This is a genomic window from Bradyrhizobium genosp. L, assembly GCF_015624485.1.
In the GTDB taxonomy this organism is placed as follows: Bacteria; Pseudomonadota; Alphaproteobacteria; order Rhizobiales; family Xanthobacteraceae; genus Bradyrhizobium.
In genome coordinates this window covers 1,978,104-2,002,686 of record NZ_CP061378.1, presented here as the reverse complement: position 1 = coordinate 2,002,686, position 24,583 = coordinate 1,978,104, and the positions used below count along the sequence as shown (strand labels likewise).

At 66.1% G+C, this 24,583-nt stretch carries 26 protein-coding genes; 5 read left to right on the top strand and 21 right to left on the bottom strand.

Annotated features, from left to right (window positions below; genetic code table 11):
• Positions 1 to 5: 5 nt before the first annotated feature.
• Positions 6 to 3,188, bottom strand: a complete 3,183-nt coding sequence (locus IC762_RS09390; RefSeq protein ID WP_195788523.1) for an efflux RND transporter permease subunit — start codon at positions 3,186 to 3,188, stop codon at positions 6 to 8.
• Positions 3,189 to 3,269: 81 nt separating this feature from the next.
• The gene (locus tag IC762_RS09385; protein ID WP_195788522.1) at positions 3,270 to 4,511 is read right to left on the bottom strand and encodes an efflux RND transporter periplasmic adaptor subunit; all 1,242 of its coding nucleotides are present in this window, start codon (positions 4,509 to 4,511) and stop codon (positions 3,270 to 3,272) included.
• A 202-nt stretch (positions 4,512 to 4,713) separates the two neighbouring features.
• On the opposite strand from IC762_RS09385, the gene IC762_RS09380 reads away from it, so the two are divergent.
• Positions 4,714 to 5,313, top strand: coding sequence for a TetR/AcrR family transcriptional regulator (locus tag IC762_RS09380; protein ID WP_195788521.1), 600 nt, complete (start codon positions 4,714 to 4,716; stop codon positions 5,311 to 5,313).
• 24 nt (positions 5,314 to 5,337) lie between these two features.
• On the opposite strand, the gene IC762_RS09375 is transcribed toward IC762_RS09380, so the two are convergent.
• Genes IC762_RS09375 through phnG form a run of 9 tightly spaced genes read right to left on the bottom strand, consistent with a single transcriptional unit; the run spans position 5,338 to position 12,292 of the window.
• A complete protein-coding gene (locus IC762_RS09375; RefSeq protein ID WP_195788520.1) occupies positions 5,338 to 5,949 on the bottom strand; it encodes a pyridoxamine 5'-phosphate oxidase family protein in 612 nt (203 codons plus the stop codon).
• Positions 5,950 to 5,971: 22 nt separating this feature from the next.
• Positions 5,972 to 6,568: a phosphonate metabolism protein/1,5-bisphosphokinase (PRPP-forming) PhnN gene (phnN, locus tag IC762_RS09370; protein WP_195788519.1), complete on the bottom strand. Its 597-nt coding sequence runs from the start codon at positions 6,566 to 6,568 to the stop codon at positions 5,972 to 5,974.
• Positions 6,565 to 7,719, bottom strand: coding sequence for an alpha-D-ribose 1-methylphosphonate 5-triphosphate diphosphatase (locus IC762_RS09365; protein ID WP_195788518.1), 1,155 nt, complete (start codon positions 7,717 to 7,719; stop codon positions 6,565 to 6,567). The genes phnN and IC762_RS09365 overlap by 4 nt, the downstream gene beginning before the upstream one ends.
• A gap of 13 nt (positions 7,720 to 7,732) precedes the next feature.
• Entirely contained in the window at positions 7,733 to 8,431 is a 699-nt protein-coding gene (gene phnL, locus IC762_RS09360; RefSeq protein ID WP_195788517.1) for a phosphonate C-P lyase system protein PhnL, read from the bottom strand.
• 8 nt (positions 8,432 to 8,439) lie between these two features.
• Positions 8,440 to 9,237 carry a phosphonate C-P lyase system protein PhnK gene (gene phnK, locus IC762_RS09355; RefSeq protein WP_195788516.1) on the bottom strand — a complete coding sequence of 266 codons (798 nt, stop codon included), beginning with the start codon at positions 9,235 to 9,237 and terminating at the stop codon, positions 8,440 to 8,442.
• The gene (locus IC762_RS09350; RefSeq protein ID WP_195788515.1) at positions 9,230 to 10,114 is read right to left on the bottom strand and encodes an alpha-D-ribose 1-methylphosphonate 5-phosphate C-P-lyase PhnJ; all 885 of its coding nucleotides are present in this window, start codon (positions 10,112 to 10,114) and stop codon (positions 9,230 to 9,232) included. Before IC762_RS09350 ends, phnK begins: the two co-directional genes overlap by 8 nt.
• A complete protein-coding gene (locus IC762_RS09345; protein ID WP_195788514.1) occupies positions 10,111 to 11,214 on the bottom strand; it encodes a carbon-phosphorus lyase complex subunit PhnI in 1,104 nt (367 codons plus the stop codon). Before IC762_RS09345 ends, IC762_RS09350 begins: the two co-directional genes overlap by 4 nt.
• A 3-nt stretch (positions 11,215 to 11,217) precedes the next feature.
• Positions 11,218 to 11,826, bottom strand: a complete 609-nt coding sequence (gene phnH, locus IC762_RS09340; RefSeq protein WP_195788513.1) for a phosphonate C-P lyase system protein PhnH — start codon at positions 11,824 to 11,826, stop codon at positions 11,218 to 11,220.
• A 4-nt stretch (positions 11,827 to 11,830) separates the two neighbouring features.
• Entirely contained in the window at positions 11,831 to 12,292 is a 462-nt protein-coding gene (gene phnG / locus IC762_RS09335) for a phosphonate C-P lyase system protein PhnG (protein WP_195788512.1), read from the bottom strand.
• A 104-nt stretch (positions 12,293 to 12,396) separates the two neighbouring features.
• Here phnG and phnF point away from each other — a divergent pair, with 104 nt between their 5' ends.
• Positions 12,397 to 13,122, top strand: coding sequence for a phosphonate metabolism transcriptional regulator PhnF (phnF, locus tag IC762_RS09330; RefSeq protein ID WP_195788511.1), 726 nt, complete (start codon positions 12,397 to 12,399; stop codon positions 13,120 to 13,122).
• Positions 13,123 to 13,231: 109 nt separating this feature from the next.
• Here phnF and phnE (IC762_RS09325) read toward each other — a convergent pair whose 3' ends face one another.
• The 4 genes from phnE (IC762_RS09325) to phnC all read right to left on the bottom strand — a co-directional run bounded on the left by phnE (IC762_RS09325) (position 13,232) and on the right by phnC (position 16,858).
• Positions 13,232 to 14,071 (bottom strand): phosphonate ABC transporter, permease protein PhnE, encoded by an 840-nt coding sequence (gene phnE / locus IC762_RS09325; RefSeq protein WP_195790066.1) that lies wholly within the window; start codon positions 14,069 to 14,071, stop codon positions 13,232 to 13,234.
• A 5-nt stretch (positions 14,072 to 14,076) separates the two neighbouring features.
• Positions 14,077 to 14,961 carry a phosphonate ABC transporter, permease protein PhnE gene (gene phnE / locus IC762_RS09320; RefSeq protein ID WP_195788510.1) on the bottom strand — a complete coding sequence of 295 codons (885 nt, stop codon included), beginning with the start codon at positions 14,959 to 14,961 and terminating at the stop codon, positions 14,077 to 14,079.
• Between the two features lie 76 nt (positions 14,962 to 15,037).
• Positions 15,038 to 15,967, bottom strand: a complete 930-nt coding sequence (gene phnD, locus IC762_RS09315; RefSeq protein WP_195788509.1) for a phosphonate ABC transporter substrate-binding protein — start codon at positions 15,965 to 15,967, stop codon at positions 15,038 to 15,040.
• A 75-nt stretch (positions 15,968 to 16,042) separates the two neighbouring features.
• Positions 16,043 to 16,858, bottom strand: coding sequence for a phosphonate ABC transporter ATP-binding protein (gene phnC, locus IC762_RS09310; protein ID WP_195788508.1), 816 nt, complete (start codon positions 16,856 to 16,858; stop codon positions 16,043 to 16,045).
• A gap of 192 nt (positions 16,859 to 17,050) precedes the next feature.
• Between phnC and IC762_RS09305 the strand changes: the two genes are divergently transcribed.
• From IC762_RS09305 to IC762_RS09295, 3 genes are read left to right on the top strand one after another with little or no spacing between them, the layout of a single operon-like run.
• Complete coding sequence (locus IC762_RS09305) at positions 17,051 to 17,710, top strand: chloramphenicol acetyltransferase (RefSeq protein ID WP_195788507.1); 660 nt, start codon at positions 17,051 to 17,053, stop codon at positions 17,708 to 17,710.
• On the top strand, positions 17,707 to 18,879 hold the full coding sequence (locus tag IC762_RS09300; protein ID WP_195788506.1) for an alpha-D-ribose 1-methylphosphonate 5-triphosphate diphosphatase: 1,173 nt from the start codon (positions 17,707 to 17,709) through the stop codon (positions 18,877 to 18,879). Before IC762_RS09305 ends, IC762_RS09300 begins: the two co-directional genes overlap by 4 nt.
• A gap of 5 nt (positions 18,880 to 18,884) precedes the next feature.
• Entirely contained in the window at positions 18,885 to 19,574 is a 690-nt protein-coding gene (locus IC762_RS09295; protein ID WP_195788505.1) for a DUF1045 domain-containing protein, read from the top strand.
• Positions 19,575 to 19,578: 4 nt separating this feature from the next.
• Here the strand turns inward: IC762_RS09295 and hemC are convergent, their stop codons facing one another.
• The 6 genes from hemC to IC762_RS09265 form a co-directional block, all read right to left on the bottom strand.
• Positions 19,579 to 20,523: a hydroxymethylbilane synthase gene (hemC, locus tag IC762_RS09290; RefSeq protein ID WP_246801630.1), complete on the bottom strand. Its 945-nt coding sequence runs from the start codon at positions 20,521 to 20,523 to the stop codon at positions 19,579 to 19,581.
• 118 nt (positions 20,524 to 20,641) lie between these two features.
• Entirely contained in the window at positions 20,642 to 21,262 is a 621-nt protein-coding gene (gene pncA, locus IC762_RS09285) for a bifunctional nicotinamidase/pyrazinamidase (RefSeq protein WP_195788503.1), read from the bottom strand.
• A 5-nt stretch (positions 21,263 to 21,267) separates the two neighbouring features.
• Entirely contained in the window at positions 21,268 to 22,086 is an 819-nt protein-coding gene (locus tag IC762_RS09280) for an aspartate dehydrogenase (protein WP_195788502.1), read from the bottom strand.
• Positions 22,086 to 23,504, bottom strand: a complete 1,419-nt coding sequence (locus IC762_RS09275) for a M20/M25/M40 family metallo-hydrolase (RefSeq protein WP_195788501.1) — start codon at positions 23,502 to 23,504, stop codon at positions 22,086 to 22,088. Before IC762_RS09275 ends, IC762_RS09280 begins: the two co-directional genes overlap by 1 nt.
• A 95-nt stretch (positions 23,505 to 23,599) precedes the next feature.
• Positions 23,600 to 24,094 (bottom strand): Rid family hydrolase, encoded by a 495-nt coding sequence (locus tag IC762_RS09270; RefSeq protein ID WP_195788500.1) that lies wholly within the window; start codon positions 24,092 to 24,094, stop codon positions 23,600 to 23,602.
• 82 nt (positions 24,095 to 24,176) lie between these two features.
• Entirely contained in the window at positions 24,177 to 24,581 is a 405-nt protein-coding gene (locus IC762_RS09265) for a c-type cytochrome (protein WP_210338431.1), read from the bottom strand.
• Positions 24,582 to 24,583 lie beyond the last annotated feature (2 nt).

The window sequence follows — 24,583 nt, the reverse complement described above, 5'->3', positions numbered from 1 at the left end:
CGGCATCATGCCGCGTGCGCTTTTCCGGGAATGGTCGTTTCGCCGTGCTGGGTCAGCGGCTTCATGCCGGTGACGGTCCGCAGCAGCACATAGAACACCGGCGTCAGGAACAGGCCGAAGACGGTGACGCCGATCATGCCGGAGAACACCGCGACGCCCATCGCGCGCCGCATCTCCGAGCCCGCGCCGGTGGAGAGCACCAGCGGCAGCACGCCCATGATGAACGCCATCGACGTCATCAGGATCGGCCGCAGCCGCAACCGGCTTGCCTCGATCGCGGCGCGGATCGGCGAACGCCCGGCGAATTCGAGCTCACGCGCGAACTCGACGATCAGGATCGCGTTCTTGGCCGACAGTCCGACCAGCACGATCAGGCCGATCTGGGTGAAGACGTTGTTGTCGCCCTTCGACAGCCAGACCCCGAACATCGCGGCCAATAGCCCCATCGGCACGATCATGATGATCGAGAGCGGCAGTGCCAGGCTCTCATAGAGCGCGGCCAGCACCAGGAACACCAGGAGGATCGCAAGCGGGAAGACCCAGAGTCCCGAATTGCCGGCGATGAACTCCTGATAGGTCAGGTCGGTCCATTCGAAAGCAAAACCGGGCGGCAGAACTTCAGCTGCGATCCGCGTCGCCGCCTCCTGCGCCTGACCGGAGGAATAGCCGGGCGCCGCGGCGGCGTTGATGTCCGACGACAGGAAGCCGTTGTAGCGGATCGCGCGCTCCGGACCCGCACTCTGGCGGATATTCATGAGCGCCGACAGCGGCACCATGTCGCCGGATGACGAACGCACCTTCAACTGCCTGATGTCGTCGGCCCGCGCGCGGAACGGCGCGTCGGCCTGCACATAGACCGAATAGGTGCGGCCGAATTTGTTGAAGTCGTTGACGTAGTACGAGCCCAGATAAATCTGCAGCGTGTTGAACACCTCCGTCACGGGCACGCCGAGTTGCAGTGCCTTGGTGCGGTCGATGTCGGCGAACAGTTGCGGCACATTGACCTGGAAGCTCGAGAACGCACCGGCGATCTCCGGCGCCTTCGAGATTGCGGCCATGAAGGCCTTGGTCGCGTCGTTCAGCGCGTCGTAACCGAGCCCGGCGCGGTCCTCGATCTGCAGCTTGAAGCCGCCGATGGTGCCGAGGCCGTTGACCGGCGGCGGCGGGAACATGGCGATGAAGGCTTCCTGGATGCCGGCGTATTTTTTGTTCAGCGCCGCGGCGATCGCAGGCCCGCTCAGCGACGGATCCTTGCGCTCGTCGAACGGCTTCAGCGTCGAGAACACGATGCCGGCGTTGGAGGAGTTGGTGAAGCCGGAGATCGACAGGCCGGGGAACGCCACCGAGCTTTCGACGCCGGGTTGCGTCAGCGCGATGTCGCTCATCTTGCGGATCACCTCCTCGGTGCGATCGAGCGTGGCGCCGTCGGGCAGCCGCGCGAAGCCGACCAGATACTGCTTGTCCTGGCCCGGCACGAAACCGCTCGGCACCTGCTTGAACAGCACCCCGGTGACGCCGACCAGCAGCACATAGAGGCCGATCACCGCGGCCTTGCCCCAGATCACCTTGCCGACGGTGCGGCCGTAATTCTCCGAGGAGCGGATGAAGACCTTGTTGAAGCCGCGGAAGAACCAGCCGAGCGACCTGTCCATGGCTCGCGTCAGCCAGTCCTTCGGGTCGTCATGTCCCTTCAGCAGCAGCGCCGACAGCGCCGGCGACAGCGTCAGCGAGTTGACGGCCGAGATCACCGTCGAGATCGCGATCGTCAGCGCGAACTGCTTGTAGAACTGGCCGGTCAGCCCCGAAATGAAGGCGAGCGGCACGAACACCGCAATCAAGACCAATGCGATCGCGATGATCGGGCCGGAGACCTCGCGCATCGCCTGATTGGTGGCGTCGCGCGGCGTCAGGCCGGACTCGATGTTGCGCTCGACATTCTCGACCACGACGATGGCGTCGTCGACCACGATGCCGATCGCGAGCACCAGGCCGAACAGGCTGAGCGCGTTGATCGAGAAGCCGAACAGGTGCATCACGGCGAAGGTGCCGACGATCGACACCGGAACCGCGATCAACGGAATGATCGAGGCGCGCCAGGTCTGCAGGAACAGGATCACCACCAGCACCACCAGCACCACGGCTTCGAGCAGGGTGTGGACGACAGCTTCGATCGAGGAGCGCACGAACTGGGTCGGATCGTAGACGATCTGGTAGGTTACGCCTTCCGGCATGTTCTTCTTGATTTCGGCCATCGTCGCACGGACATGGTCGGAGATCTGCAGCGCGTTGGATCCCGGCGCCTGGAAGATCGGGATCGCAACCGCCTGCTTGTTGTCGAGCAGCGAGCGCAGGCCGTATTCGGAGGCGCCGAGCTCGATCCGCGCGACGTCGCGCAGCCGCACGACCTCGCCTGCCGAGCCGGTCTTGACCACGATGTCGCCGAACTGCTCCTCGGTCGACAGCCGGCCCTCGGCGTTGACCGAGAGCTGCAGATCGAGGCCCTTGACGCTCGGCGAGGAGCCGACCACGCCGGCGGCGGCCTCGACGTTCTGCGCCTGGATCGCCTTCACGATGTCGTTTGCGGTCAACGCGTGCTCCGCCGCCTTCTGCGGATCGACCCAGACCCGCATCGAATAATCGCCGGCGCCGTAGAGCTGGACGTCGCCGACGCCGTCGATCCGCGCCAGCCGGTCCTTGACGTTGAGCACCGCGTAGTTGCGCAAGTAAGTCATGTCGTAGCGGTTGTTCGGCGACAACAGATGCACGACCATGGTGAGGTCGGGCGAGCTCTTCTTGGTGATGATGCCGAGCTGGCGCACCACGGCCGGCAGGCGCGGCTCGGCCTGCTGCACGCGGTTCTGCACCAGCTGCGTCGCCTTGTCGGGATCGGTGCCGAGGCGGAACGTCACCGTCAGCGTCATCGCGCCGTCGGTGGTCGCCTGGCTCGACATATAGAGCATGTCCTCGACGCCGTTGATCTGCTCCTCGATCGGGGTGGCCACCGTCTCGGCGATCACCTTCGGATTGGCGCCGGGATAGGTCGCGCGCACCACGACAGATGGCGGCACCACGTCGGGATATTCCGAGATCGGCATCGCAAACAGCGAGATCAGGCCGGCCAGGAAGATCAGGATCGAGAGCACGCCGGCGAAGATCGGCCGGTCGATGAAGAATTTGGAGAGATTCATGGCTTTGCCCCGTGCGCGCGAGCTGCTTTACTTGAGCATGATCTGTTCGGAAAACCGGTTTCCACTTTTCCGGATCATGCTCTACCGCTGCGCTACGTTCTGTTTGGTTTCGGCTGCCGCCTGTTGTGTGCCCCGCGCGCCCATCTCGGCGACTTCCATCTTCAGAAGTGCGCCGGGACGCACGCGCTGCAGCCCGTTGACGACGATGCGGTCGCCGGATTTCAGGCCGGCCGTCACGATGCGCAGGCCATCGACTGCGCCGCCGAGCGTCACCGGGCGGTAAACCGCGCGGCTGTCGTCGCCGACGATCATCACGAACTTCTTGTCCTGGTCGGTGCCGACCGCGCGCTCGTCGATCATGACCAGCGTCTGCTCTTTCGGCTGGCCCATGCGCACGCGGGCGAACTGTCCGGGGATCAGCCGGCCGTCCTCGTTGTTGAACACGGCGCGGACGCGGATCGTGCCGCTCTGGCCGTTGACCTGGTTGTCGATCAGCTGGATGTGGCCCTTGGCGCGGAGGCCGCCCGACGTCGTCATCTCGACCGGGATCTGATCAAGATTGCCGCGCTTGCCGGACGCGTCTGCGATCGAGTTCAGCGCGCGCAGCACCACCTCCTCGTCCGCATCGAAGCTCGCATAGATCGGGTTGACCGAGACCAGCGACGTCAGCACCGGAGACGAGGTGCCGGCGGCGACGAGATTGCCGACGGTGATCTCGATCCGGCCGACCCGGCCATCGACCGGGGCGCGCACTTCGGTGTAGTCGAGATTGAGTTTTGCGGTCTGCAGCGCGGCTTCGGCCGCCTTGACGTTGGCGATCGCCTCACGATTGGCGTTGTCGCGCTGATCGAAATCACGCCGGGTCACGATATTATTGCCGACCAGGGCTGCGCCGCGCTCAACCTCGCTGGTGGTGAAGACGACGCGAGCCTTGGCCGCTTCGAGCTGCGCCTGGGCGCGGTCGACCTCGGCGGCATAGGGCGCGGGATCGATCTTGAACAGCACGTCGCCGGCTTTCACGAGCGCGCCTTCGGTGAATTTGGTCTCCAGGATCGCGCCCGCCACCCGCGGCCGCAGCTGGACCCGGTCGACCGCCTCGAGCCGGCCGGAGAACTCGTCAAACAGCGTGGTCGGACGCGGCTTGACCACCGCAACGGTGACGGGGACGGCCTGCTCGGGCGCCGCGGCGGCGCCGGTCGCCTGCGCCGCATAAAAATAACGGCCGGTCGTGATCGAACCGGCCACCGCGAGGACGCCGAGCACAATGATACCGCCGACAATGGATCGGAGGCGGCCGGAACGGGAATTCTTGACTGAGGGCATTAGCGCGCTCCACATATGTAGTGTTCGCTACAGATGTGGCGCTGGACGTCGCTCCGCAAGATGCTTATGTAGCGGATGCTATGAATTTATTATCGCATTCCTGGGGAAATGGGAAGTCGACGAAAAACATCACGTCCAACAACAGGATAGGCTAGGGAAACACCCCGTCGCAGAAACGGCACCCGGCTTACGGAGCAACAAAATGGGTATGGGACGCCCCCGCGCCTTCGACGCGGACGCCGCACTGGACCAGGCCATGGAGGTGTTCTGGCGCCATGGCTATGAGGGTGCGACGATCGCGCAGCTCACCGAGGCGATGCATATCAATCCCCCCAGCCTCTATGCCGCCTTCGGCAGCAAGGAAGGCCTGCTGAAGGCCGCGCTGGACCGCTACACCGAGCGGCGCGACGCCTGGATGGAGCAGGTGCTGTCCGCACCAACCGCTTACGACGTGGCGACACGGTTCTTGATGGGGACCGCAGATGCCCACACCGACCCCGCCAACCCGCCCGGCTGCCTCCTGGTCCAGGGCGGCCTCGCCTGCGGCACCGGCTCGGCCAACGTCCCGTTCGAACTGGCGGCGCGGCGGGCCCAGACCGAAGATCAGCTGCGCGAACGCTTCGAGCAGGCGAAGGCCGAGCACGATCTCGGTGACAATGCCGATCCCGCCGCGCTCGCACGCTATCTCTCCGCGGTCACCGCCGGCATGGGTGTGATGGCCTCCTCCGGCATCGACCGCGATGCGCTGCGCGAGATCGCGGCGGTGTCGCTGAAGGCGTTCGAGGAGCAGTCGAAGAACTGATCGCCGCTCACGCGCGCAATACCATCACCACATCGTCTGCCGCGCGCGCTCGGGCCATTCGCGATCGTATTTTTCGCCGCCGACGGTGTGCTCGCTCATCTCGGCGAGGATCTGGCCCGGCGTCGGCAAGCTCCTCGGATCGACCTGCTTGTCCGGATTCCAGAGATCGGAGCGCACGATGGCGCGAGCGCACTGGAAATAGATCTCCTCGATCGTCATCACGATCACCGTGCGCGGCGCCTTGCCGTCCATCTTGAACGATGCCAGCAGGGCCGGCTCGGCCGAGACGTGGGCGCGGCCGTTGACGCGCAGCGTGCTGCCGGAGCCCGGGATCAGGAATAGCAACCCAACGCGGGGATCGCGCACGATGTTGCGCAGGGAATCGCAGCGGTTGTTGCCGCGGCGGTCCGGCATCATCAGCGTCTTGGCGTCATGGATCCGGACGAAGCCGGGCAGATCGCCGCGCGGCGAGCAGTCGAGCCCCTCGGGCCCGCAGGTCGCCAGCGACACGAACGGCGATTTCTCGATCAAGATGCGATAGAGCGGCGTGACATGGTCGGCGACCTTCACGGTTGATGCGTCGTTCGGGAAACCGTAGATCGCCTCGAGCTGCTCGATCGTCTCAATCACCGACATCCGTGCTGTTCTCCTGCTGTTGCTAGCAATCCCAGCGCTCGCCCTTGATGACGCGGACGAGTTGCCGCGCGTGATAGTCGGCGGTGCCGGAATTGACGATGGTGAAGTCAGGCACCGAGGTCGTCTCATCGACCGTCCGCGCCAGCCTTGCACCAAGCTGGCCATCGCTGGTGCGCGCCCGCGCCGCGAGCCGCGCGGCGAGCACGTCCGGCGGCGCCGTGATCGAGACCACAACGGCATTGGCATAGGCGCGACGCGCCGCGGCAATGACCGTGCGCGAGACGTTCGCGATCACGGTGCGGCCGGCGCGGATCTCGTCGTCGATCGCCCGCGACAGCGCATAGCGATGGCCGTGAGCGTCCCAGTGCATGGCGTAGTCGCCATTGACGATACCGCGCTGGAAGGTCTCCGCGCTGATCTCCTCGTTGTCTTCCGATGCCGAAGCCTGGCGGGTGATCAGGCGGCGCGCGAACAGGATGTTGCGGTCGTCGGCACAGGCGGCCTTCGCGAGGCCGAGCAGCGTATCCTTGCCGGCGCCGCTCGGGCCGACCACCAGCACGAGGCGGCCCGGGCCGATCGCTGCGACGTCCTGCTCGGCGACGACGGGGGCTTCGCTCATGCAACCCTGCTCCCCTCACGCCAGACGCTGCGCACCACCGGCAGGTCGCGCGCGACATGCACGCGGATCAGATCGGCACGCCTGCCGACCGCGATCTCGCCGCGATCGGAGAGCCCGACCGCCTCGGCCGGCGTCTTCGTCACGGTGCGGACGGCGGCGGCGAGATCGATCGCCGGCACGCGCTGCGGCAGTTGCAGTGCCGCCATCAACAGGCTGGAGGGGATGTAGTCCGAGGACAGGATGTCGAGCATTCCCTCCTGGGCGAGATCGACGGCCGCGATGTTGCCGGAATGCGAGCCGCCGCGCACCACGTTCGGCGCGCCCATCAGCACGTCGATGCCGGCCGCATGCAGTCCGCGCGCAGCTTCCAGCGTCGTCGGGAATTCCGCGACCGCGACCTTGTCGTTAATTGCGTCGGTCACGTTCTCGTCCGTGGTGTCATCATGGCTCGCCAACGGAATCCCGTATTGTTGCGCCAGCGCGACGATCGCGCGGGTGTTGGCCACGGCGTATTGCTGCTGATAGGCGAAGCGCCGTGCGAACATCACGTCGAGCTCGGCGTCGGTCAGGCCGCCGCTCTTGCCGCGGTAGTAGTCGCGCAGCTTGACCTCGTCGCGAAACTGGCGCTGCCCCGGCGTGTGATCCATCAGCGACATCAGCCGCACATCGGGGCGGCCGATCAGCTCCTTGGCTTCCTCCACCACGGAGGGCATCGGGATCTCGCAGCGCAAATGCAGGAAGTGATCGGCGCGCAGCAAATTCTCCTCGCGCGCCGTCGTGATCGCTGCCGCCAGCACACCGGCGCGGCCATCGACTTCCTCGGCGCCGTCCTCGCGCCAGACCCGCAGCGAGTCCAGCACCGTGGTGATGCCCGACGTCGCCAGCTGCCCGTCATAGGAAATCACGGCAGCGACCGGATTCCAGAACACCTTTGGCCGCGGCACGTAGTGCATCTCGAGATGGTCGGTATGCAGCTCGATCAGCCCGGGCATCAGCAGGTCGCCGCCGGCGTCTTCATCAGCCTCGGGCGCCCTGCCCTCGCCGAACTCGGCGATCTTGCCGCCCGACATGGCGACCCATCCCTGCTCGATGACGCGATCGGCGAGAACCAGCCGGGCGTTGCCGATGAGGGTGTCTTGCTTGGCGGTCATTTCAAACGGTCCTTCAGGCGGCAGCGGCGAACGAGGTCACGTCGACGATGCGGTCGGCGATCAGATGGCGGATTTCGTCGTCATGGACGATCGCGACAACAGCGACGCCCTTGGTCTTTTTCTCGGCGATCAGCTCGACCACGACGGCGCGATTGGCCGCATCGAGCGAGGCGGTCGGCTCATCCAGCAGCAGGATCGGCAGGTCGGAAATGAAGCCGCGCGCGATGTTGACGCGCTGCTGCTCGCCGCCGGAGAAGGTCGAGGGCGGCAGCGACCACAGCCGCTCCGGAATGTTGAGCCGGCGCAGCAATTGGCCGGCGCGTGCGCGGGCCTCCTCGCGTGCGACGCCGTTCGCGATCAGCGGTTCCGCGACGACGTCGATCGTCGCGACCCGCGGCACGGCGCGCAGGAACTGGCTGACATAGCCGATGGTCGAGCGGCGCACGCTCAGCACCTGGCGCGGCTCAGCGATGGCGAGGTCGATCACCGTGCCATGGTGGCGGATGCCGATCCGGCCGCTGTCGCAGCGGTAATTACCGAAGATCATCTTGAGAATGGACGATTTGCCGGCGCCTGACGGACCCGACAGCACCACGCATTCGCCCGGCTCGACATGGAACGAGACGCCGTGCACCACCGGCAGCTCGACGCCACCCTGCAGATGCATGGTGAAGGTCTTCTGGGCGTCGGCGAGTTCGATCATCGCGGTCATCGGCGGCCTCATGGCGGAAGGATCGAGGAAACGAGCAGTTGCGTATAGGGCTCGCGCGGATCGTCGAGCACCTGATCGGTCAGGCCGGTCTCGATGACGCGGCCGCCCTTCATCACCATCACCCGATGCGACAGCAGCCGCGCGACGGCGAGATCGTGGGTGACGACGATGGCGGCGAGGCCGAGCTCGCTGACGAGATTGCGCATCAGGTCGAGCAGGCGCGCCTGCACCGAGACGTCGAGGCCACCGGTCGGCTCATCCATGAACACCAGCCGCGGCTCGGTGACCAGGTTGCGCGCGATCTGCAGCCGCTGCCGCATGCCGCCGGAATAGGTTTTTGGCGCATCATCGATGCGGCCGACATCGATCTCGACCCGATCGAGCCAGGTCGACGCGGTATCGCGGATCTTGCCGTAGTGATTCCAACCGACCGCCATCAGCCGCTCGCCGACATTGGCGCCGGCGGAAACTGCCATACGCAGCCCCTGCGCGGGATCCTGGTGCACGAAGCCCCAGTCGGTGCGATACAAAAAGCGCCGCTCGGCTTCGCTGAGCTCGGCGAGATCGCGCAGCACGCCGTCGCGCATCCGATACGACACGCGGCCCGCGCTCGGCGCGAGCTGCGCCGACAGCAGCTGCAGCAGCGTCGACTTGCCCGAACCGGACTCGCCGACGATCGCCAGCACTTCGCCCGGATAGAGCGCGAACGAGATGTCGCGACAGGCCACCAACTGGCCGTAGTTCTTGGCGAGCCCGTCGGCGACCAGCAGCGGCTGGTCGTGATCGAGGTGGGACGGCTCAGGCATGCGCCTTCTCCTTGTGCGGCGCCGCGCTCTCGGTGCCGTGATGGCCGGCGGCCTGGCGCTGCTCGCAGAAATCGGTGTCGGAGCAGACGAACATCCGCCCGCCCTGATCATCGGTGACGATCTCGTCGAGATAGGAATTGTCGGCGCCGCACAGCGCGCAGGGCGCATCGAAGCGGTAGCGCGTGAACGGATGGTCCTCGAAATCAAGCGAGACCACCGTGGTGTACGGGGGGATCGCATAGATCCGCTTCTCGCGGCCGGCGCCGAACAGCTGCAGCGCCGCGCAATTGTCCATCTTCGGATTGTCGAATTTCGGCGTCGGCGACGGGTCCATCACATAGCGCGCGTTCACCTTCACCGGATAGGCGTAGGCGGTCGCGATATGGCCGAAGCGCGCGATGTCCTCGTAGAGCTTGACATGCATCAGCCCATATTCGGCGAGCGCATGCATGCGCCGCGTCTCGGTCTCGCGCGGCTCGAGGAAGCGCAGCGGCTCTGGGATCGGCACCTGATAGACCAGCACTTGTCCCGCGTGCAGCTCGGCCTCGGGAATGCGGTGCCGGGTCTGGATCACGGTCGCATCATTGGTCGAGGTCGTGGTCGCGACGCCGGCAGTCTTGCCGAAGAATTTTCGGATCGAGATCGCATTGGTGGTGTCGTCGGAGCCCTGGTCGATCACCTTCAAGACGTCGTCGGGGCCGAGGATCGCAGCGGTCACCTGCACGCCGCCGGTGCCCCAGCCGTAGGGCATCGGCATCTCGCGGCTGGCGAACGGCACCTGATAGCCGGGGATCGCGATCGCCTTCAGGATCGCGCGACGGATCATCCGCTTGGTCTGCTCGTCGAGATAGGCGAAATTGTACGTCGGCGCGTTCATTCCGCGGCCTCCTGCATGTCCGGAGCCTCGTTCGCTTCGGCGAACTCCCGCCGCAGCTTGCGCAACAGGCCGAGCTCGGACTGGAAGTCGACATAATGCGGCAGCTTGAGATGCTCGACGAAGCCGGTCGCCTGCACGTTGTCGGAGTGCGACATCACGAACTCCTCGTCCTGTGCCGGTGACCTCACTTCCTCGTCGAGCTCGCAGGCGCGCAACGCGCGGTCGACCAGCGCCATCGACATGGTCTTACGCTCGCTCTGCCCGAAGGCCAGGCCGTAGCCGCGGGTGAAGCACGGCGCTTCGGTCGCCGACCCCTTGAACTGGTTGACCATCTGGCACTCGGTCAGTCCGATCGAACCAAGCGGCACGGCAAAGCCTGCGTCCTCGGCAAAGAACTCGACCTCGACCTCGCCGAAGCGGATCTCGCCGGCGAACGGATGGTTGCGGCCATAGCCACGCTGTGTTGAGTAGCCGAGCGCGAGCAGAAAACCCTCGTCGCCGCGCGCCAGATTCTGCAGCCGCAGGTCCCGGTCGGCGGGAAAGCCGAGCGGTTCGCGCGTGAGATCGCCGACCGGCGCGTCCGGCTCGGCCTGCGGCGAGGATTCGATCAGGCCGTCGCGGCCGAGGATGTCGGTCACCCGCGGCGCCAGCGTCTGCGGTGCCGCCGCCGTCGCCGGCTCGTCCGGCACAAAGCCTTCCGCGAGCTGCGGATCGAGCAGGCGATGGGTGTAATCGAAGGTCGGCCCCAGGATCTGGCCGCCTGGAATGTCCTTGAAGGTCGAGGAGATGCGCCGCCGCACCTGCATCTCGCCGGTGTCGACCGGCTCGCTGGCGCCGAACCGCGGCAGGGTGGCGCGGAAGGCGCGGACCAGGAAGATCGCCTCGATCATGTCGCCGCGCGCCTGCTTGATCGCGAGCGCCGCAAGCTCGCGGTCGTACAGCGAGCCCTCGGTCATGACGCGATCGACACCGAGCGAGAGTTGCTCGGAAATCTGCGCCAGCGTCACCTCGGCCACGTCGCGGTCGCCGCGCCGCTCATGCGCGAGCAGGCGGTGGGCGTTCTCGATGGCGCGTTCGCCTCCCTTGACGGCTACATACATCGCTCACACTCCGCTTGCGACCAGCCGCGTGGTGCGCGGGATCGCCACAATGGCATCGTCATGGACCAGCACGACATCGATGCCGCGCGGAAACAAAGTCTCGTTGATGACGAGCCGCTCGAACAGGTCGCGCGGCTTGATCATCGCCTGCAGCAGCGCCGTGCCGTCGATGCCGGGGCCCTTCAGCTCGAACGCCGGCCCCTGCGTCAGGCTGTCGACCTGCAGGATCAGCGTGGCCGAGCGATCCGGATATTCGTTGCTGCCGAACGCGAAGCGCTCGAGCGCCGGCAAATTCGCGGGATCGCCGATCAGCGCGAAGCTCGCGACCGAGGAATCCTCAATCACGGGCGCGCTGGTGTGGAATTTGAGCCACCTCGCGACGTCAGTCGTTGCCGACATCGCAGGATCGAGCCAGATCGGCGTGTCGTGGTCGAACAGGGTCAGCGCGATCGCGGCCGAACCGCGCATCACGCCGAACGGCGTTCCGGCCTGCACCGCGACGCGCTGCACGCTGCCGGGACGCGCCATCGCATCCATCACCGAGCGGAAGGTCGATTGCGCCGACAACATCTTGTCGGCAAAGCCTGCGGGCAGTTCGGCGAACGTGGTCATCGCATCATCCCTCGCCGCGCACCATGGTGTAGAAATCGACCCGCGTCGCCGCGGTCTCTTCGGCCTTGCGATTGCGTTCGGTGGCTAGGCCCGCGCGCAGCGGCGCGATCACCTTCGCCTCCACCTCGGCGGAGAAATCCGACGATTGCGCCATGGCGTCGCATAGCGCGATCATCTGCGCCTTCTGTGAATCGCGACCGAGCGTGTAGCCGAACCCGACCTCGCCGGTCGAAAGCCGCACCGCCGCGCGCGACACCGTCGCCTCGCCGAGATTGAACGGCGCGCCGTCGCCGCCGATCCGCCCGCGCAGCATCACGAGGCCGTTTTCCGGCGTGCGCAGGTTCTCATGCGCGGGCACCGCGAGCTCGGCGAGACGGACTGCGATGTCGGCGGCGCCGGAATGCGCCAGCACTGCCATCGCAGCCTTGCGCTGCGCCTCTTTGCTGTTCCGTTCGGTGATACCCATGGCAACCTTGCCTGATTCAAGTTGTCTATGATACTAGACAACTTACTAGCCAAACGCCATGACTGTTTCGTGACAAATCGACGATTTCTGGCTATCACGGCGCCATGAGCATGCAGGAAAGTTCCGGCGTCGCCTTGTGGCGGCAGGTCGCCGACGGCATCGAGCGCGGCATTGCCGACGGCCGCTTCGCTGCGGGCGAAAAGCTGCCGGGCGAGATGGAGATCGCCGAGACCTACCGGGTCAACCGCCACACCGTGCGGCGGGCGCTGGCGGCGCTGGCGGAGCGCGGCCTGGTCCGCGCCGAGCGCGGCAGCGGCACCTATGTCGAAACCCAACGGCTCGCGTATCCCTTGCGCTCCCGCACACGATTTTCCGAGATCGTCGGCGCCGGCGGCCACGAGCCGCGCGGGCAGCTGATCGATGCGAGCAGCGACGTCGCCGACCGCGACATCGCGCGCACGCTGGGCTTGAAAATCGGCGCGCCGCTGATCCGGATCGAGGCAGTGCGGCTCGCCGACCGCACGCCGATCTGCGTCTCGACGACCTGGCTGTCAGCCGACCGCTTTCCCGATGCCGGCAATGTGTTCGCCAACGTCCGCTCGATGACCAAGCTGTTGGCGCATTACGACGTGAAGGATTACAGGCGCGCCTCGACCCGGATCACCGCGGCCATCGCCGACGCCGCCGACGCCGCCCGGCTCGAACTGCCGCTCGGCCGTCCCGTGCTGGTGGTCGATGCCACCGACGTCGATCCCGCAGGCCAGCCCCTGGTGACCAAGCGCTCGCGCTTCGCCGCGGAGCGGGTGGAGTTCTTGGTGGAGAATAGCTGACGAACCGTCGAGCTATCGTAGGTGGGCAAAGCGAAGCGTGCCCACCTACCCGAGCACCGAGCCAGAATGGTGGGCACGTCGCTTACGCTCCTTTGCCCACCCTACAGGGCTACGCCACCGCCCGCTGGCCGATGATCGCGAACCGCAGCTTGCTCGAGATGAAATCGATCGCGGCGACCGCGATCAGGATCATCAGGATCAGGAACGACACCTTCTGCCATTCCAGCACCCGGATCTGCTCGGCGAGCTGCAGGCCGATGCCGCCGGCGCCGACGATGCCGATGATCGTCGCCGAGCGCGTATTCGACTCGATGAAGTAGAGCACCTGTCCCGCGATCACCGGCAGCACCTGCGGCAGCAGGCCGAAGCGGATCTCGTGCAGCGCGTTGCCGCCGGAGGCCTTGATGCCCTCGACCTGCTTGCGGTCGGCGGCCTCGATCGCCTCGGAGAACAGCTTGCCGAATGCGCCGAAATCCGAGACCATGATCGCGAGCACGCCGGCGAACGGGCCGAGGCCGACGACGTTGATCCAGACCAGCGCCCAGATCAGCGTATCGACACCACGGATCGAATCCAGGAAGCGTCGCACCGGAAAGCGGATCAGGTTCGACGGGATGATGTTGCGTGCCGCGAGCAGGCTGACCGGCAGCGCCAGCACCGCGGCCAGCGTGGTGCCGAGCAGCGCGATCGACAGCGTCTCGCCCATCGCCTGAATGTAGAGTGGAAACGACGAGCCCGGGTTCGGCGGGATCATCATCATGCTGATCCAGCCGAGCTGGCTGACGCCCGAGATCAGCCTCGACGGCGAGAAGTCGAGGTCGACCAAACCGAACGCGAAGATCGCGAGCGCGGCCACGATCATCGCCGGCGTCGCCAGCCGCGCCGCGGCAGGCCGCGCAAAGACATCAGGGTATCTCGCGCGCAGTTCGTCGGTGTCCGGCTTCGGCATCTGGCTCAATGGCGTGCCTCCTTGCCGAACAGCCGGCCGCGCAGCCAGCCGGTCGAGATGTCGATGATGAAGACCGTGATGATGATGGTGACGAGAATGGCACTGACGTCCGAATAGTAGAACTTGCGGATCGCGACCATGAACTCCTGGCCGATGCCGCCGGCGCCGACGAATCCCATCACGGAGGCTTCGCGGACGTTGATCTCGAAGCGCAGCAGCGCATAGCTGGCATAGCCGGTCACGACCTGCGGCAGCACCGCGAAACGCATGCAGGATAGCCAGCTCGCGCCGGTGGAGCGGATGCCCTCGACCGGCTTCATGTCGGCATTCTCGACGATCTCGGAAAACTGCTTGCCGAGCGCGCCGGTCGAATGGATCGCGATCGCGAGCACGCCGGCCATCGGCCCGAGGCCGAACGCGATCACGAAGATCAGCGCGAACACGATGCCGGGCACCGTGCGGGCGAATTCCAGCAGGCGCCGCACCGTGAAACGCAGCCAGGACGATGGCGAGGTGTTCTGCGCGGCAAGGAAATTCAGCGCAAAGGCGAACACCGCGCCGATCAGCGTGCCGACATAGCTGATCAGGATCGTCTCACCGAGCAGCCGCAGCCACTTCTTCAAGCCCCAGAACCACTCGACGGGATTGGTCCAGACCCGCGCGCCGGAATCCAGCGTCATGATGCGGTCGAAATAGCTGACGAAATTGCCCAAATAGGTGAACAGCGTGCGCAGGTCCACTTCCGCGCCGACCGCCGCGATCAGCAGCGCCGCGCAGAACACGGCGGCCGCCAGCGTCGCCTTCAGCCGCTTGCGCGCCACCGCCTTGCGATAGGCGTCGTTGAGTACCGCAAGCTGCGGGGCCGGAAGGATGGATACAGCCGTCGCCATCGCGGACCAATCTGGTTGAGGGATCAACGAAAAAGGGCCGGGTCGTCCAACCCGGCCCCATTCACTGGTCGCGCGATCAGGACGCCTTCTTGCGGAGATTGTCGACGAACTTGATCAGGTCGATGGTCTTGTCGTAGTCGGCGCTGGTGATCGGCGCCCACGGCTGGTTCTTGCCGTCGGAGAGCTTCTTGAAGGCTTCCGGATCCTTTTTGTCAGCCTCGAGGAAGGCCTTTTTGATCGCGGCCTTCATGTCATCGGGCAGGCTCTCGAGATAGGCGTAGGGCGAGTTGATGATGAGGTCGGACTTCACGATGATGCGGAAGTCTTCCTTCTTCAGCGCCGTGCCGTCGCCCGACTTCACCATGTTCTTGTTGAGCATGCGGGTGAGGTTCGAGTCGTCATCAGCGTTCCACCAGTTGGCGGCGACGTCGACGGTGCCCTGCGCCAGCGCCAGCACGGCGTTCTCGTGGCTGCCGGTGAAGACCACCTTGGAGAAATAGGCGTCCGGGTCGATCCCCATCGCGTTCAGCTTGAAGCGCGGCATGTTGTTGCCCGAGGTCGAGTTGGGGTCGACCAGGCCGAGGTTCTTGCCCTTGAGGTCCTCGATCTTGTGGTACGGGCTCTTGGCGAGCACGTAGAACACCGAGTAGTAGCCCTTCGAGCCGTCGGAGTTGACGTCGATCACGAAGGCGTCGGTCTTGACGCCGGTGAGACGGGCGCGGGCGAACGACGCCGGGCCGTAATAACCGATCTGGATGTTGCCGGCGCGCTGGCCCTCGATCACGGCAGCGTAGTCATTGGCGACGCGCAAGACCACCTTGACGCCGAGTTCCTTCGACAGATAGCTCACGAACGGAGCGAAGCGGTCGGAGACGCCGGAGGCGTTCTCGGCCGGGACCACCGCGAAAGTGATCTCCGGATATTTGGTCTTCCAGTCCTCGGCCGAAGCCGAGCCGGCGAAGGCCAGCGCGGCAGCGCCGGCCAGCACGATGCGACGAGTGATCATGGTAACCCCTCCAGTGTGGTACCTGTTGACCGGGCGAAATGCCCGGCCGCCCTCAGATTCCAAGAAATGCGACACTCAGGCCGCTGCGGCGGAGCCGAGCGCCGGAGCAGTTACGCCGGCAGGCGCGGGCAACGGCGCCGCGCCCATCACGTCATTGGCCTCGAGGTCGTAGAGCTCGCGGGCCACATGGTCGGTCAGCGCCGCCGAGGCGCCATCGAACACCACCCGGCCCGCCGCCATGCCGACCAGGCGGTCGCAATAGCTGCGCGCCAGATCGAGCGAGTGCAGGTTGCAGAGCACGGTGATGCCGAAATGCTTGTTGATGCGCAGCAGCGCATCCATCACGATCTTGGTGTTGCGTGGATCGAGCGAGGCGATCGGCTCGTCGGCGAGGATGATGTCGGGCTCCTGCACCAGCGCACGCGCGATCGCGACGCGCTGCTGCTGGCCGCCCGAGAGCTGATCGGCACGTTGCGCGGCGAGCTGCGCGATATCGAACTGCTCGAGCGCCGACATCGCCAGCGCCCTGTCGTGCTCCGGCCAGATCTGGCCGAGCGAGCGCCAGGACGGGATCTGCGCCAGCCGCCCCATCAGCACATTGGTCAACACGTCGAGCCGGCCGACCAGGTTGAACTGCTGGAAGATCATCGCCGAGCGCGCCCGCCACTGCCGCAGCGCCTTGCCGTGCAGCGCGGTGACGTCGGTGCCTTCGAACAGGATGCGGCCGGAGGTCGGATCGGCCAGACGGTTGATCATGCGCAGCAATGTCGACTTGCCGGCACCGGAGCGGCCGATCACGCCGACGAAACTGCCCGGCGCGATCGAAAAGGATGCATTGTCGACTGCGGCTTTTGCGCCGAAACGGCACGTCAAACCATCCACCACCAGCATGCAATGCTCCAACCGCGCCGCGTTTGGGCCATCGCTATCCCCGGTGCTTAACAGTTATGTGACGAGAGTGCCGCGGTGCGGCGATCGTCCACACCCCACCTCTTGCCGTCATCGCAACGTCATGATGTTGTCACCAAGCATCCGGATGAGGAGCGCGCTCCCCCGAAACGGCAATGATTTGCGGAGGCCAAGATGGCCGGAAAATCTCTCTCGGTCGTGCCGACCGTCGACCCGACTGCATCGGTGCGCGAGAGCAAACTCGGCAAATATAGCGAGGTCGGCGCGCGCACGATCCTGCTTGAAGTCAGCATGGACGACTATTCCTATGTCGTGAACGACAGCCAGATCACCTACACATCGATCGGAAAGTTCTGCTCGATCGCGGCGATGACCCGGATCAATCCCGGCAATCACCCGATGCACCGCGCGACGCAGGCGCATTTCACCTACCGCGCCAGCGCCTATTTTCCCGGCGAGAGCGACGATGTCGACTTCTTCAACTGGCGACGTGCGCATCACGTGCATATCGGCCATGACGTCTGGATCGGTCACGGCGCCATCCTGCTGCCCGGCCGTAACGTCGGAACCGGCGCGGTGATCGCCGCCGGCGCGATCGTGACCAAGGACGTGCCGGCTTATACGATCGTCGCAGGCAATCCGGCGCGGCAGATCAAGCGGCGCTTCTCCGAAGCGATCGCGGATCGCCTCACCGCGCTTGCCTGGTGGGACTGGGATCACGAGACGTTGCGACGCGCCTTGCCCGATTTCCGCAAGCTTGCGGTGGAAGACTTCCTCGACAGATACGAGGCCGAGGCCTCATCACACAACAAACAGCGGAGTGCCGCATCGTGACTGACATTTTCATCGAGGGCGGCCGCACGTTGATTGATGGGGCCTTCGTCGAGACCTCGCTACGCACCGCGGGCCGCGACCTCGGCGCGCTCGACGCCGAGCAGGGCCGCGCCACGCTGCATCTCGATGCTCGCGGCCTCTTGGTGCTGCCCGGCATCGTCGACCTGCATGGCGACGCCTTCGAGCGCCAGATGATGCCGCGTCCCGGTGTCGACTTTCCGACCGACGTGGCCCTGATCGACAGCGACCGGCAGGTGATCACCAATGGCATCACCACCGTGTTCCACGGCACGACCTGGTCGTGGGAGCCCGGCCTGCGCAGCGCCGAGAATGCGCGCAAGCTGCTCGATGCGATCGAGGCGCTGCGGCCGCAGCTTGCCGCCGATACCCGCTTTCATCTGCGCCACGAGACCCACAATCTCGAGGCGGAGGGCGAGATCATCGAGTGGCTGAGCGAAGGCCGTATCGACCTGTTCGCCTTCAACGACCACAGCAACGTCAAGCCGAAGAAGCGCGGCCAACTCGCCGAGCGGACCGGGCTTTCGCCCGAGGCGGTCGGCGAATTGCTCGACCAGGTCGTCGCGCGGCGTCCTGACGTGCCCGCTTCGATCGCGCGCCTTGCCGCGGCCGCGCGTGCGGCCAACGTGCGGATGCTTTCGCATGACGACAACAGTCCGGCGATGCGCCAGGAGTTTCGCGCGCTCGGCGCTGTTATCGCGGAATTCCCGATCAACGAGGAGACCGCGCGCGATGCCGCGGGAGCCGGCGACTTCATCGTGTTCGGCGCGCCGAATGTGGTGCGCGGCGGCAGCCACACCGGCTGGACCAGGGCCTCCGACATGATCGCCAAGGGCCTTTGCTCGGTGCTGGCGTCCGATTACTACTATCCGGCACAATTGCTCGCCGCATTCCGACTCACTGCCGACGGCATCCTGCCGCTCGCCAAGGCCTGGGACCTGATCTCGTCGGCACCGGCGCGCGCTGCCGGACTCGCCGACCGCGGTGTGATCGCCGCGGGCCGCCGCGCCGACATCATCATCGTCGACGACAAGCTGCCGCTACGGCCGCGCGTCGTCGCCGTGATCGCGGCCGGGAGGCTGGTGCATCTGGCTGACGCGAGCTGCCTCGTCCATTCGCTCGCGGCGCGCAAGTCGGTTGCGGCGGCGTAGCAGCGATGGCCAGCACTCCGCGCTACGCGATCTACTACGCGCCGTCGCCCGACAGCGCGCTGCATCGCTTCGGCTCCACAATGCTGGGCTACGACGCCGCCTCCGGCGCCGACGTGCCCTTCCCCGACGGCGTCGCGCCGGACTGGCGCGAGGTGACGCGGGATCCGCGCAAATACGGTTTCCATGCCACGCTGAAGGCGCCGATGGCGCTTGCCGACGGCACGCACGAAGCCGATCTGCTCGCGGCCTGCGCCACCTTCGCAGATCGCGGCCGCCCCATTCCGCGGATCGAGCCGGTGGTCGACGCGATCAGCGGCTTCATCGCGGTGATCCCGGCCAGGCGCTCCGACGAGCTCGAACGGCTCGCCGCCGACTGCGTCACCGAATTCGACGGCTTCCGCGCGCCGCTGACGGCGGACGATCGGGCGCGGCGCAATCCGGCCAAGCTGTCGGCGCGGCAGTGCGAGTATCTCGATCGTTGGGGCTATCCTTACGTGATGGAGGAGTTTCGTTTCCACATGACGCTGACCGGACGGCTGAGCGACGAGCGCCGCGCTCCTGTCGTGGCGTGGTTGCGCGAACGGTTTGCGGCGCTCGGGCTCGCGACGCTTGCGATCGACCGCATCGCGCTGTTCAAGCAGGCCGATGCCGCCTCGCGGTTCCGAATCATCGGCAGCTGGCCGCTGCGCGGTTAGCCTCTCACTCCTCCGGCCGCGTGCGGGCGATGATCTCGGCGGCGCCCTTGTCGAGCAGCTCCATGCCGACGGCGCGGCCGAGTTCGCGCGGGCGATCCGCCGGTCCCCGCCGCGTCGTCTCGATGAAGCGTGCGCCGGCCTCGTCGAGCACGGAGGCGCGCAGCGTGATCTCGCCGCCCGCGAGCGTGGCGTGGCCCGCGATCGGCGAATTGCAATGGCCGTTGAGCACCCACAGCACCTCGCGCTCGGCTTCGGCGCAGCGCCGCGACGACGCATCGTCGATCCTCGCAAGATGGCCGCGCGTCGCCCAGTCGGTCTCGACGCATTCGACCGCGACGATGCCCTGGCCCACGGCCGGCAGCATCTCGTCGACGGAGAAATCATGCGCGATGCGCGCGGTCATGCCGATGCGCTCGAGCCCGGAGCGCGCCATCACCAGCGCATCCGCCGGCCCGACCTCGCCGCCGTCAGGCAGCCGCTGCTTGTCGCCGCGATCGAGCTTTGCAAGGCGGGTGTCGGCGGCGCCGCGATAGTGGATCACGGCAGCTTCCGGAAACAACCGGCGCAGATAGGCGGCGCGGCGCACCGCATTGGTGCCGATCTTGAACCCCTTGCCGCGCGAGACACGAAAGGTGTCCAGCGACAGGCCGGGGCGCAGTACCAGCGAGTCGTTCGCGGCATCGCGCGCCAGCATCGCGGCGAGGACGAGATGGGGTGTTTCCTCGTTGCCCGGCACGTCCTTCAGTGAATGCATCGCGGCCTGCAGCGTGCCTGACCGCATCGCCTCGCGGATCTCGGCGACGAAGGCGCCGCCCTTGCCGCCGTGACGCAACAGCTTGCTGGTCTGGTCCTGGTCGCCGCGGGTCTCGAACTTGACGACATCGACGGCAAGGTCGGGCGCAGAGGCGCGCAGCAGGTGCGCGACCTCGTCGGTCTGCGCCAGCGCCATCGCGCTCTTGCGTGTGCCTATCCGTAAAACCTGTCCCGACACGAAGTCTCCGCCGAAAATACCGTCAACAGCCGGGGATTAGAACAAAAGGCTAGTCGAAACAATGGTTTTTGCCTGCTCAAGCAATATCCTCGAGCAGCCCGACCCCGGCCTCGCGCATCGCCGCGGTGGCCGATGCGAGCGAGCCGGCGAGATCGATGGCGCGGCAGGCGGACAGCACGACAGCGGTCTCGAAACCGAGGCGCCGCGCATCGAGCGCCGAATATTGCACGCAGAAATCCGTCGCCAGCCCCGCCATGATAACCCGCCGCAGGCCGCGCTCGCGCAGATAGCCGGCGAGCCCGGTCGGTGTGCTGCGGTCGTTCTCGAAGAATGCCGAATAGGAATCGATCGCAGGCCGGAATCCCTTGCGGATCACGAGCTCCGCTCTGTCGGTCGCAAGCTTGGGGTGAAACGCCGCACCCGGCGTGCCTTGGATGCAGTGATCCGGCCACAGCGTCTGCGCGCCGTAGGGCATCGTGATGGAGGAGAACGGCGCCGCGCCCAGATGCGATGACGCAAACGAACTGTGGCCGCTCGGGTGCCAGTCCTGCGTCAGCGCCACGTGGTCGAACCGATGCGCCAGCCGGTTGATGACATCGACCACGGCATCGCCGTCGGCCACGGCCAGCGCGCCGCCGGGGCAGAAGTCGTTCTGCACGTCGATGATCAGGAACAGGTCGTGGGGGCCGATCGTCATGCCGGTCACGTCCCGATCCGCAGGCTCGCACGCTGCTTGCGCAGGCAGGCGATGACCGACAGCGCGGTGATGCGGCCGGTCTTTGGGTTCTCGGAGGGGATGTTCTCGATCATCATCGAGAACCGCGCCGAATCGGAATCGACCTCGATGCGGTGGGTGTTGCGCGTCACCGTCGGGTCGGCCCAGATCTCGACCCTCGTGCGATCGGGGCCGATGCCGGCGAGCGACAGCGCCACTGCGACGTTGAGATTGGCCGGAAATCCCTTTGCGGCGTCGCGCGCGGAGCCCTCGAAGACGCGCAGCGGCTCGGTGATCCCTTCGATCCGGATGTCATTCTCGACCAGATGCGGGGCACCGAGCAGGCCCGCGACCGGCTTCCGCGTCACGAGTGTCGCCGAATGGATGGTCCCGATTGCCGCGGCCGTCACCGCGTCGAGCCCGATCAGCGCGCCGGTCGGCACGATGATCTGCCCGCCATGGGCCCTCGCGAGATCGACGAGGTCCTCGTTCTGCAGCAGCGCGCCGACGCTGAGCACGACGGCGGTCTTGCCACGCTGAACCACCGGCGCCACGATCGCGCGCACGACCTTGCTCGGCGCGCACTCGACCACGATGTCCGCGACCTCGGCCAGCTCGTCGATCGGCACCATCTCCGGCGCGGTCCTGAGCTCGGCGAGCCAGCCGCGGTGCTTCTCCGGGCTGTTCGCCGATACCGCGACCAGCATCAGGCCCTCGATGCCCTGATCGAGCGCCCTCACGACATCGGCGCCGATCGCCCCGAGGCCCGCGACCGCAACGCGCGTCTTCGTCCTGTTGTCCGCCATCACGCCCCGCCTGCCAGCATCTTGACCAGGCGATAGAGATAGTCCTGGCCCTCATAGAACGACTTTACCAGCACCCGCTCATCCCTGCCGTGAATCCGGTTGTCGTCGACGTCGGCGGCCAGCCCGGAATGACCATAGGTCGGAATCCCCGCATTGCGCAGAAACAGGCCGTCGGTTGCACCGGTGCTCATGACCGGAACGATCGCGGCATCCGGCCAGTATTCTTTCGACAGCTTCTCGATCGACCCCATGATCTCCTCGTTCAGCGGCGATGGCGGGCTCAGCACCGCCTTGCCGCCCTTGACCTCGATCTGCTTGTCATCGAGCACGCGCTCGATCTGGGCCTGGACGCCCTCGATCGGCTCGCCGGGCAGCACCCGGCAGTTCACCCCGGCGGTCGCAAGCTGCGGCAGCGCGTTGATGGCGTGGCCGCCCTTCAACAGCGTGGCGACGCAGGTGGTGCGGAGCTGCGCATTGTAACCGGGCATCTCCGACAACCGCGCCAGCGCCGCCGGGTCTGGCTGCGGCGCCAGGATGGCGCGGATGTCGTCGGCGGTCTGCTTGCTCTCGGTCTCGGCGGTCTTGGCGAAATAGATCCGCGTCGTCTCGTTGAGGTTCATCGGGAAGTCGTATTTGGAGAGCCGAACCAGGCCTGCCGCGAGGCGATAGATCGCGTTGTCCCTGCGCGGCAGCGACGAGTGGCCGCCGCGATCGGTCACCGTGAGCTGATAGCCGGTCGAGATTTTCTCGCTGGTCTGCACGCTGTTGCGGATCGCCTTGCCGTTCTTCAGGCCGACGCCGCCGCCTTCGTTCAGCGCGAACTCGGCGTCGATCAGGTCACGGTGATTCTTGATCAGCCACTGGATGCCGAGACCGTTGGTGTCGCCGATCTCCTCGTCGGTCTCCAGCGCCACGATGATGTCGCGGTCGGGCTTGTAGCCTTCCTTCCTGTAGCGGATCAGGTTGGTGACGAAGGAGGCCGCCATGTATTTGTCGTCGCTGGAGCCGCGGCCATAGAAATAGCCGTCCTGCTCGGTCAGCTTGAACGGATCGACCGACCAGTCCTCGCGCAGCGCGGGGACGACGTCGAGATGGGCGAGCAACAGGATCGGCTTGCGCGCGCCGGAGCCGTGCAGCCGCGCCACGAGGTTGCCCTTGTGCGGGGCCGGCGAGAACACCTGCACGTCGGCTTCGGGGAAGCCGGCGGCGCGGAGCCGCGCCCCCATCGCCTCCGCCGCCTTCTGGGTATCGCCGGTCGCGGTCGTGGTGTTGATCTCGACCAGTTCCTGATACAGGCCGCGGGCGAATTGCTGCTGCTCGGTCAACCCTTCTGCCGTGGCAGGCGCGGCCCACAGCATCGGACCGAAGGCGGCCGGCAACAGCAGCGATCGGGCTATTTTCTTCATCTTGTGCGACATCGCGCGCTCCCGGAATTCCACCCGCCCCACGGGAGTGAATTCAGAACAGGCGGCACGCGTTTTGGCAAGTCGGCGAGCCCTTCAATTTCGGCACGCTATTTGGAGTCCTTATCTTTGGCTGCGATCACCTCGATCTCGACCAGGAAGCCGGGATTGGCGAGCGCAGCGACGCCGACCACCGAGCGCGCCGGCAGGTTCGGCTGGCTGCCGCCGAAGAACTGGGTGTAGCCCTCCATGAAGGCCTTGAAGTCCATCGGCGCAGCTGTGCTGTGCACCAGGAAGACCTGCATCTTGACGACGTCACCCATGGCGAGGCCCTGCCCTTCCAGGATGGCCTTGATGCGATTGAGCGCGCCTATGGTCTGCGTCTTGGTGTCGCCATAAGCCTGCGGACTCGAGGGATCGGCATCCTTGTTGACGACAGGCGGCACCTGGCCGCTGACATAGACGGTGGTGGTGTTGCCGGTGACGGTGACGGCCTGGGCGATCGGAAAGGTCGAGTTCGGGATCGGATGCCTGACCACATCGGCACCGGCCGATGTGGCCGCCACGGACAGCGCGGCGCCCAACGCGATACCAAGGAATTTCATCACTGCTCTCCCCAATTGGCCGGATTCTTGTTTTGACGCGTTTTCTTTACGCGAACCGGTATCCACTTCGCTCGAAAACGCTTCAGTGGCGGGCGTCCTGCACATCCTTCGCCGTCACCGCGTCCTGAAAATCGTTGCCGAAGTGCGTGCGCAGATAATTCACAACGGCGGCGACCTGACCATCGGTCATCATGTCGCCGAACGCCGGCATGCCGCGGCGGCCGTTGACGACCATGAACACCGGATAGCTGCCCGATTCGAGGTTCTTGTTGCCGGCCAGCGACGGATAGCTGCCGGCGCCGGTCGCACCCGTCGCCTCCGGCATGTGGCAGCCCTGGCAGACATTGGCGAACAGCTCCTCGCCGGTCATCTCGACGAAGCGGTAGCCGGAGGAGAAGGTGCGGCGGCTCGCGGCGCTGTCCTGCCCGAGCGCCGCGGTGGCCGAAAGCAGCAACAGCGCGGCAACCGCCGGTGTCGTTGTCCGCATCA

What these genes read in the sequence shown, in the direction of transcription:
- IC762_RS09390 (WP_195788523.1), bottom strand. Translation starts at nt 3,188, where the DNA reads ATGAATCTCTCCAAATTCTTCATCGACCGGCCGATCTTCGCCGGCGTG.
- IC762_RS09385 (WP_195788522.1), bottom strand. Translation starts at nt 4,511, where the DNA reads ATGCCCTCAGTCAAGAATTCCCGTTCCGGCCGCCTCCGATCCATTGTC.
- IC762_RS09380 (WP_195788521.1), top strand. Translation starts at nt 4,714, where the DNA reads ATGGGTATGGGACGCCCCCGCGCCTTCGACGCGGACGCCGCACTGGAC.
- IC762_RS09375 (WP_195788520.1), bottom strand. Translation starts at nt 5,949, where the DNA reads ATGTCGGTGATTGAGACGATCGAGCAGCTCGAGGCGATCTACGGTTTC.
- phnN (WP_195788519.1), bottom strand. Translation starts at nt 6,568, where the DNA reads ATGAGCGAAGCCCCCGTCGTCGCCGAGCAGGACGTCGCAGCGATCGGC.
- IC762_RS09365 (WP_195788518.1), bottom strand. Translation starts at nt 7,719, where the DNA reads ATGACCGCCAAGCAAGACACCCTCATCGGCAACGCCCGGCTGGTTCTC.
- phnL (WP_195788517.1), bottom strand. Translation starts at nt 8,431, where the DNA reads ATGACCGCGATGATCGAACTCGCCGACGCCCAGAAGACCTTCACCATG.
- phnK (WP_195788516.1), bottom strand. Translation starts at nt 9,237, where the DNA reads ATGCCTGAGCCGTCCCACCTCGATCACGACCAGCCGCTGCTGGTCGCC.
- IC762_RS09350 (WP_195788515.1), bottom strand. Translation starts at nt 10,114, where the DNA reads ATGAACGCGCCGACGTACAATTTCGCCTATCTCGACGAGCAGACCAAG.
- IC762_RS09345 (WP_195788514.1), bottom strand. Translation starts at nt 11,214, where the DNA reads ATGTATGTAGCCGTCAAGGGAGGCGAACGCGCCATCGAGAACGCCCAC.
- phnH (WP_195788513.1), bottom strand. Translation starts at nt 11,826, where the DNA reads ATGACCACGTTCGCCGAACTGCCCGCAGGCTTTGCCGACAAGATGTTG.
- phnG (WP_195788512.1), bottom strand. Translation starts at nt 12,292, where the DNA reads ATGGGTATCACCGAACGGAACAGCAAAGAGGCGCAGCGCAAGGCTGCG.
- phnF (WP_195788511.1), top strand. Translation starts at nt 12,397, where the DNA reads ATGAGCATGCAGGAAAGTTCCGGCGTCGCCTTGTGGCGGCAGGTCGCC.
- phnE (WP_195790066.1), bottom strand. Translation starts at nt 14,071, where the DNA reads ATGCCGAAGCCGGACACCGACGAACTGCGCGCGAGATACCCTGATGTC.
- phnE (WP_195788510.1), bottom strand. Translation starts at nt 14,961, where the DNA reads ATGGCGACGGCTGTATCCATCCTTCCGGCCCCGCAGCTTGCGGTACTC.
- phnD (WP_195788509.1), bottom strand. Translation starts at nt 15,967, where the DNA reads ATGATCACTCGTCGCATCGTGCTGGCCGGCGCTGCCGCGCTGGCCTTC.
- phnC (WP_195788508.1), bottom strand. Translation starts at nt 16,858, where the DNA reads ATGCTGGTGGTGGATGGTTTGACGTGCCGTTTCGGCGCAAAAGCCGCA.
- IC762_RS09305 (WP_195788507.1), top strand. Translation starts at nt 17,051, where the DNA reads ATGGCCGGAAAATCTCTCTCGGTCGTGCCGACCGTCGACCCGACTGCA.
- IC762_RS09295 (WP_195788505.1), top strand. Translation starts at nt 18,885, where the DNA reads ATGGCCAGCACTCCGCGCTACGCGATCTACTACGCGCCGTCGCCCGAC.
- hemC (WP_246801630.1), bottom strand. Translation starts at nt 20,523, where the DNA reads ATGGCGCTGGCGCAGACCGACGAGGTCGCGCACCTGCTGCGCGCCTCT.
- pncA (WP_195788503.1), bottom strand. Translation starts at nt 21,262, where the DNA reads ATGACGATCGGCCCCCACGACCTGTTCCTGATCATCGACGTGCAGAAC.
- IC762_RS09280 (WP_195788502.1), bottom strand. Translation starts at nt 22,086, where the DNA reads ATGGCGGACAACAGGACGAAGACGCGCGTTGCGGTCGCGGGCCTCGGG.
- IC762_RS09275 (WP_195788501.1), bottom strand. Translation starts at nt 23,504, where the DNA reads ATGTCGCACAAGATGAAGAAAATAGCCCGATCGCTGCTGTTGCCGGCC.
- IC762_RS09270 (WP_195788500.1), bottom strand. Translation starts at nt 24,094, where the DNA reads ATGAAATTCCTTGGTATCGCGTTGGGCGCCGCGCTGTCCGTGGCGGCC.
- IC762_RS09265 (WP_210338431.1), bottom strand. Translation starts at nt 24,581, where the DNA reads ATGCGGACAACGACACCGGCGGTTGCCGCGCTGTTGCTGCTTTCGGCC.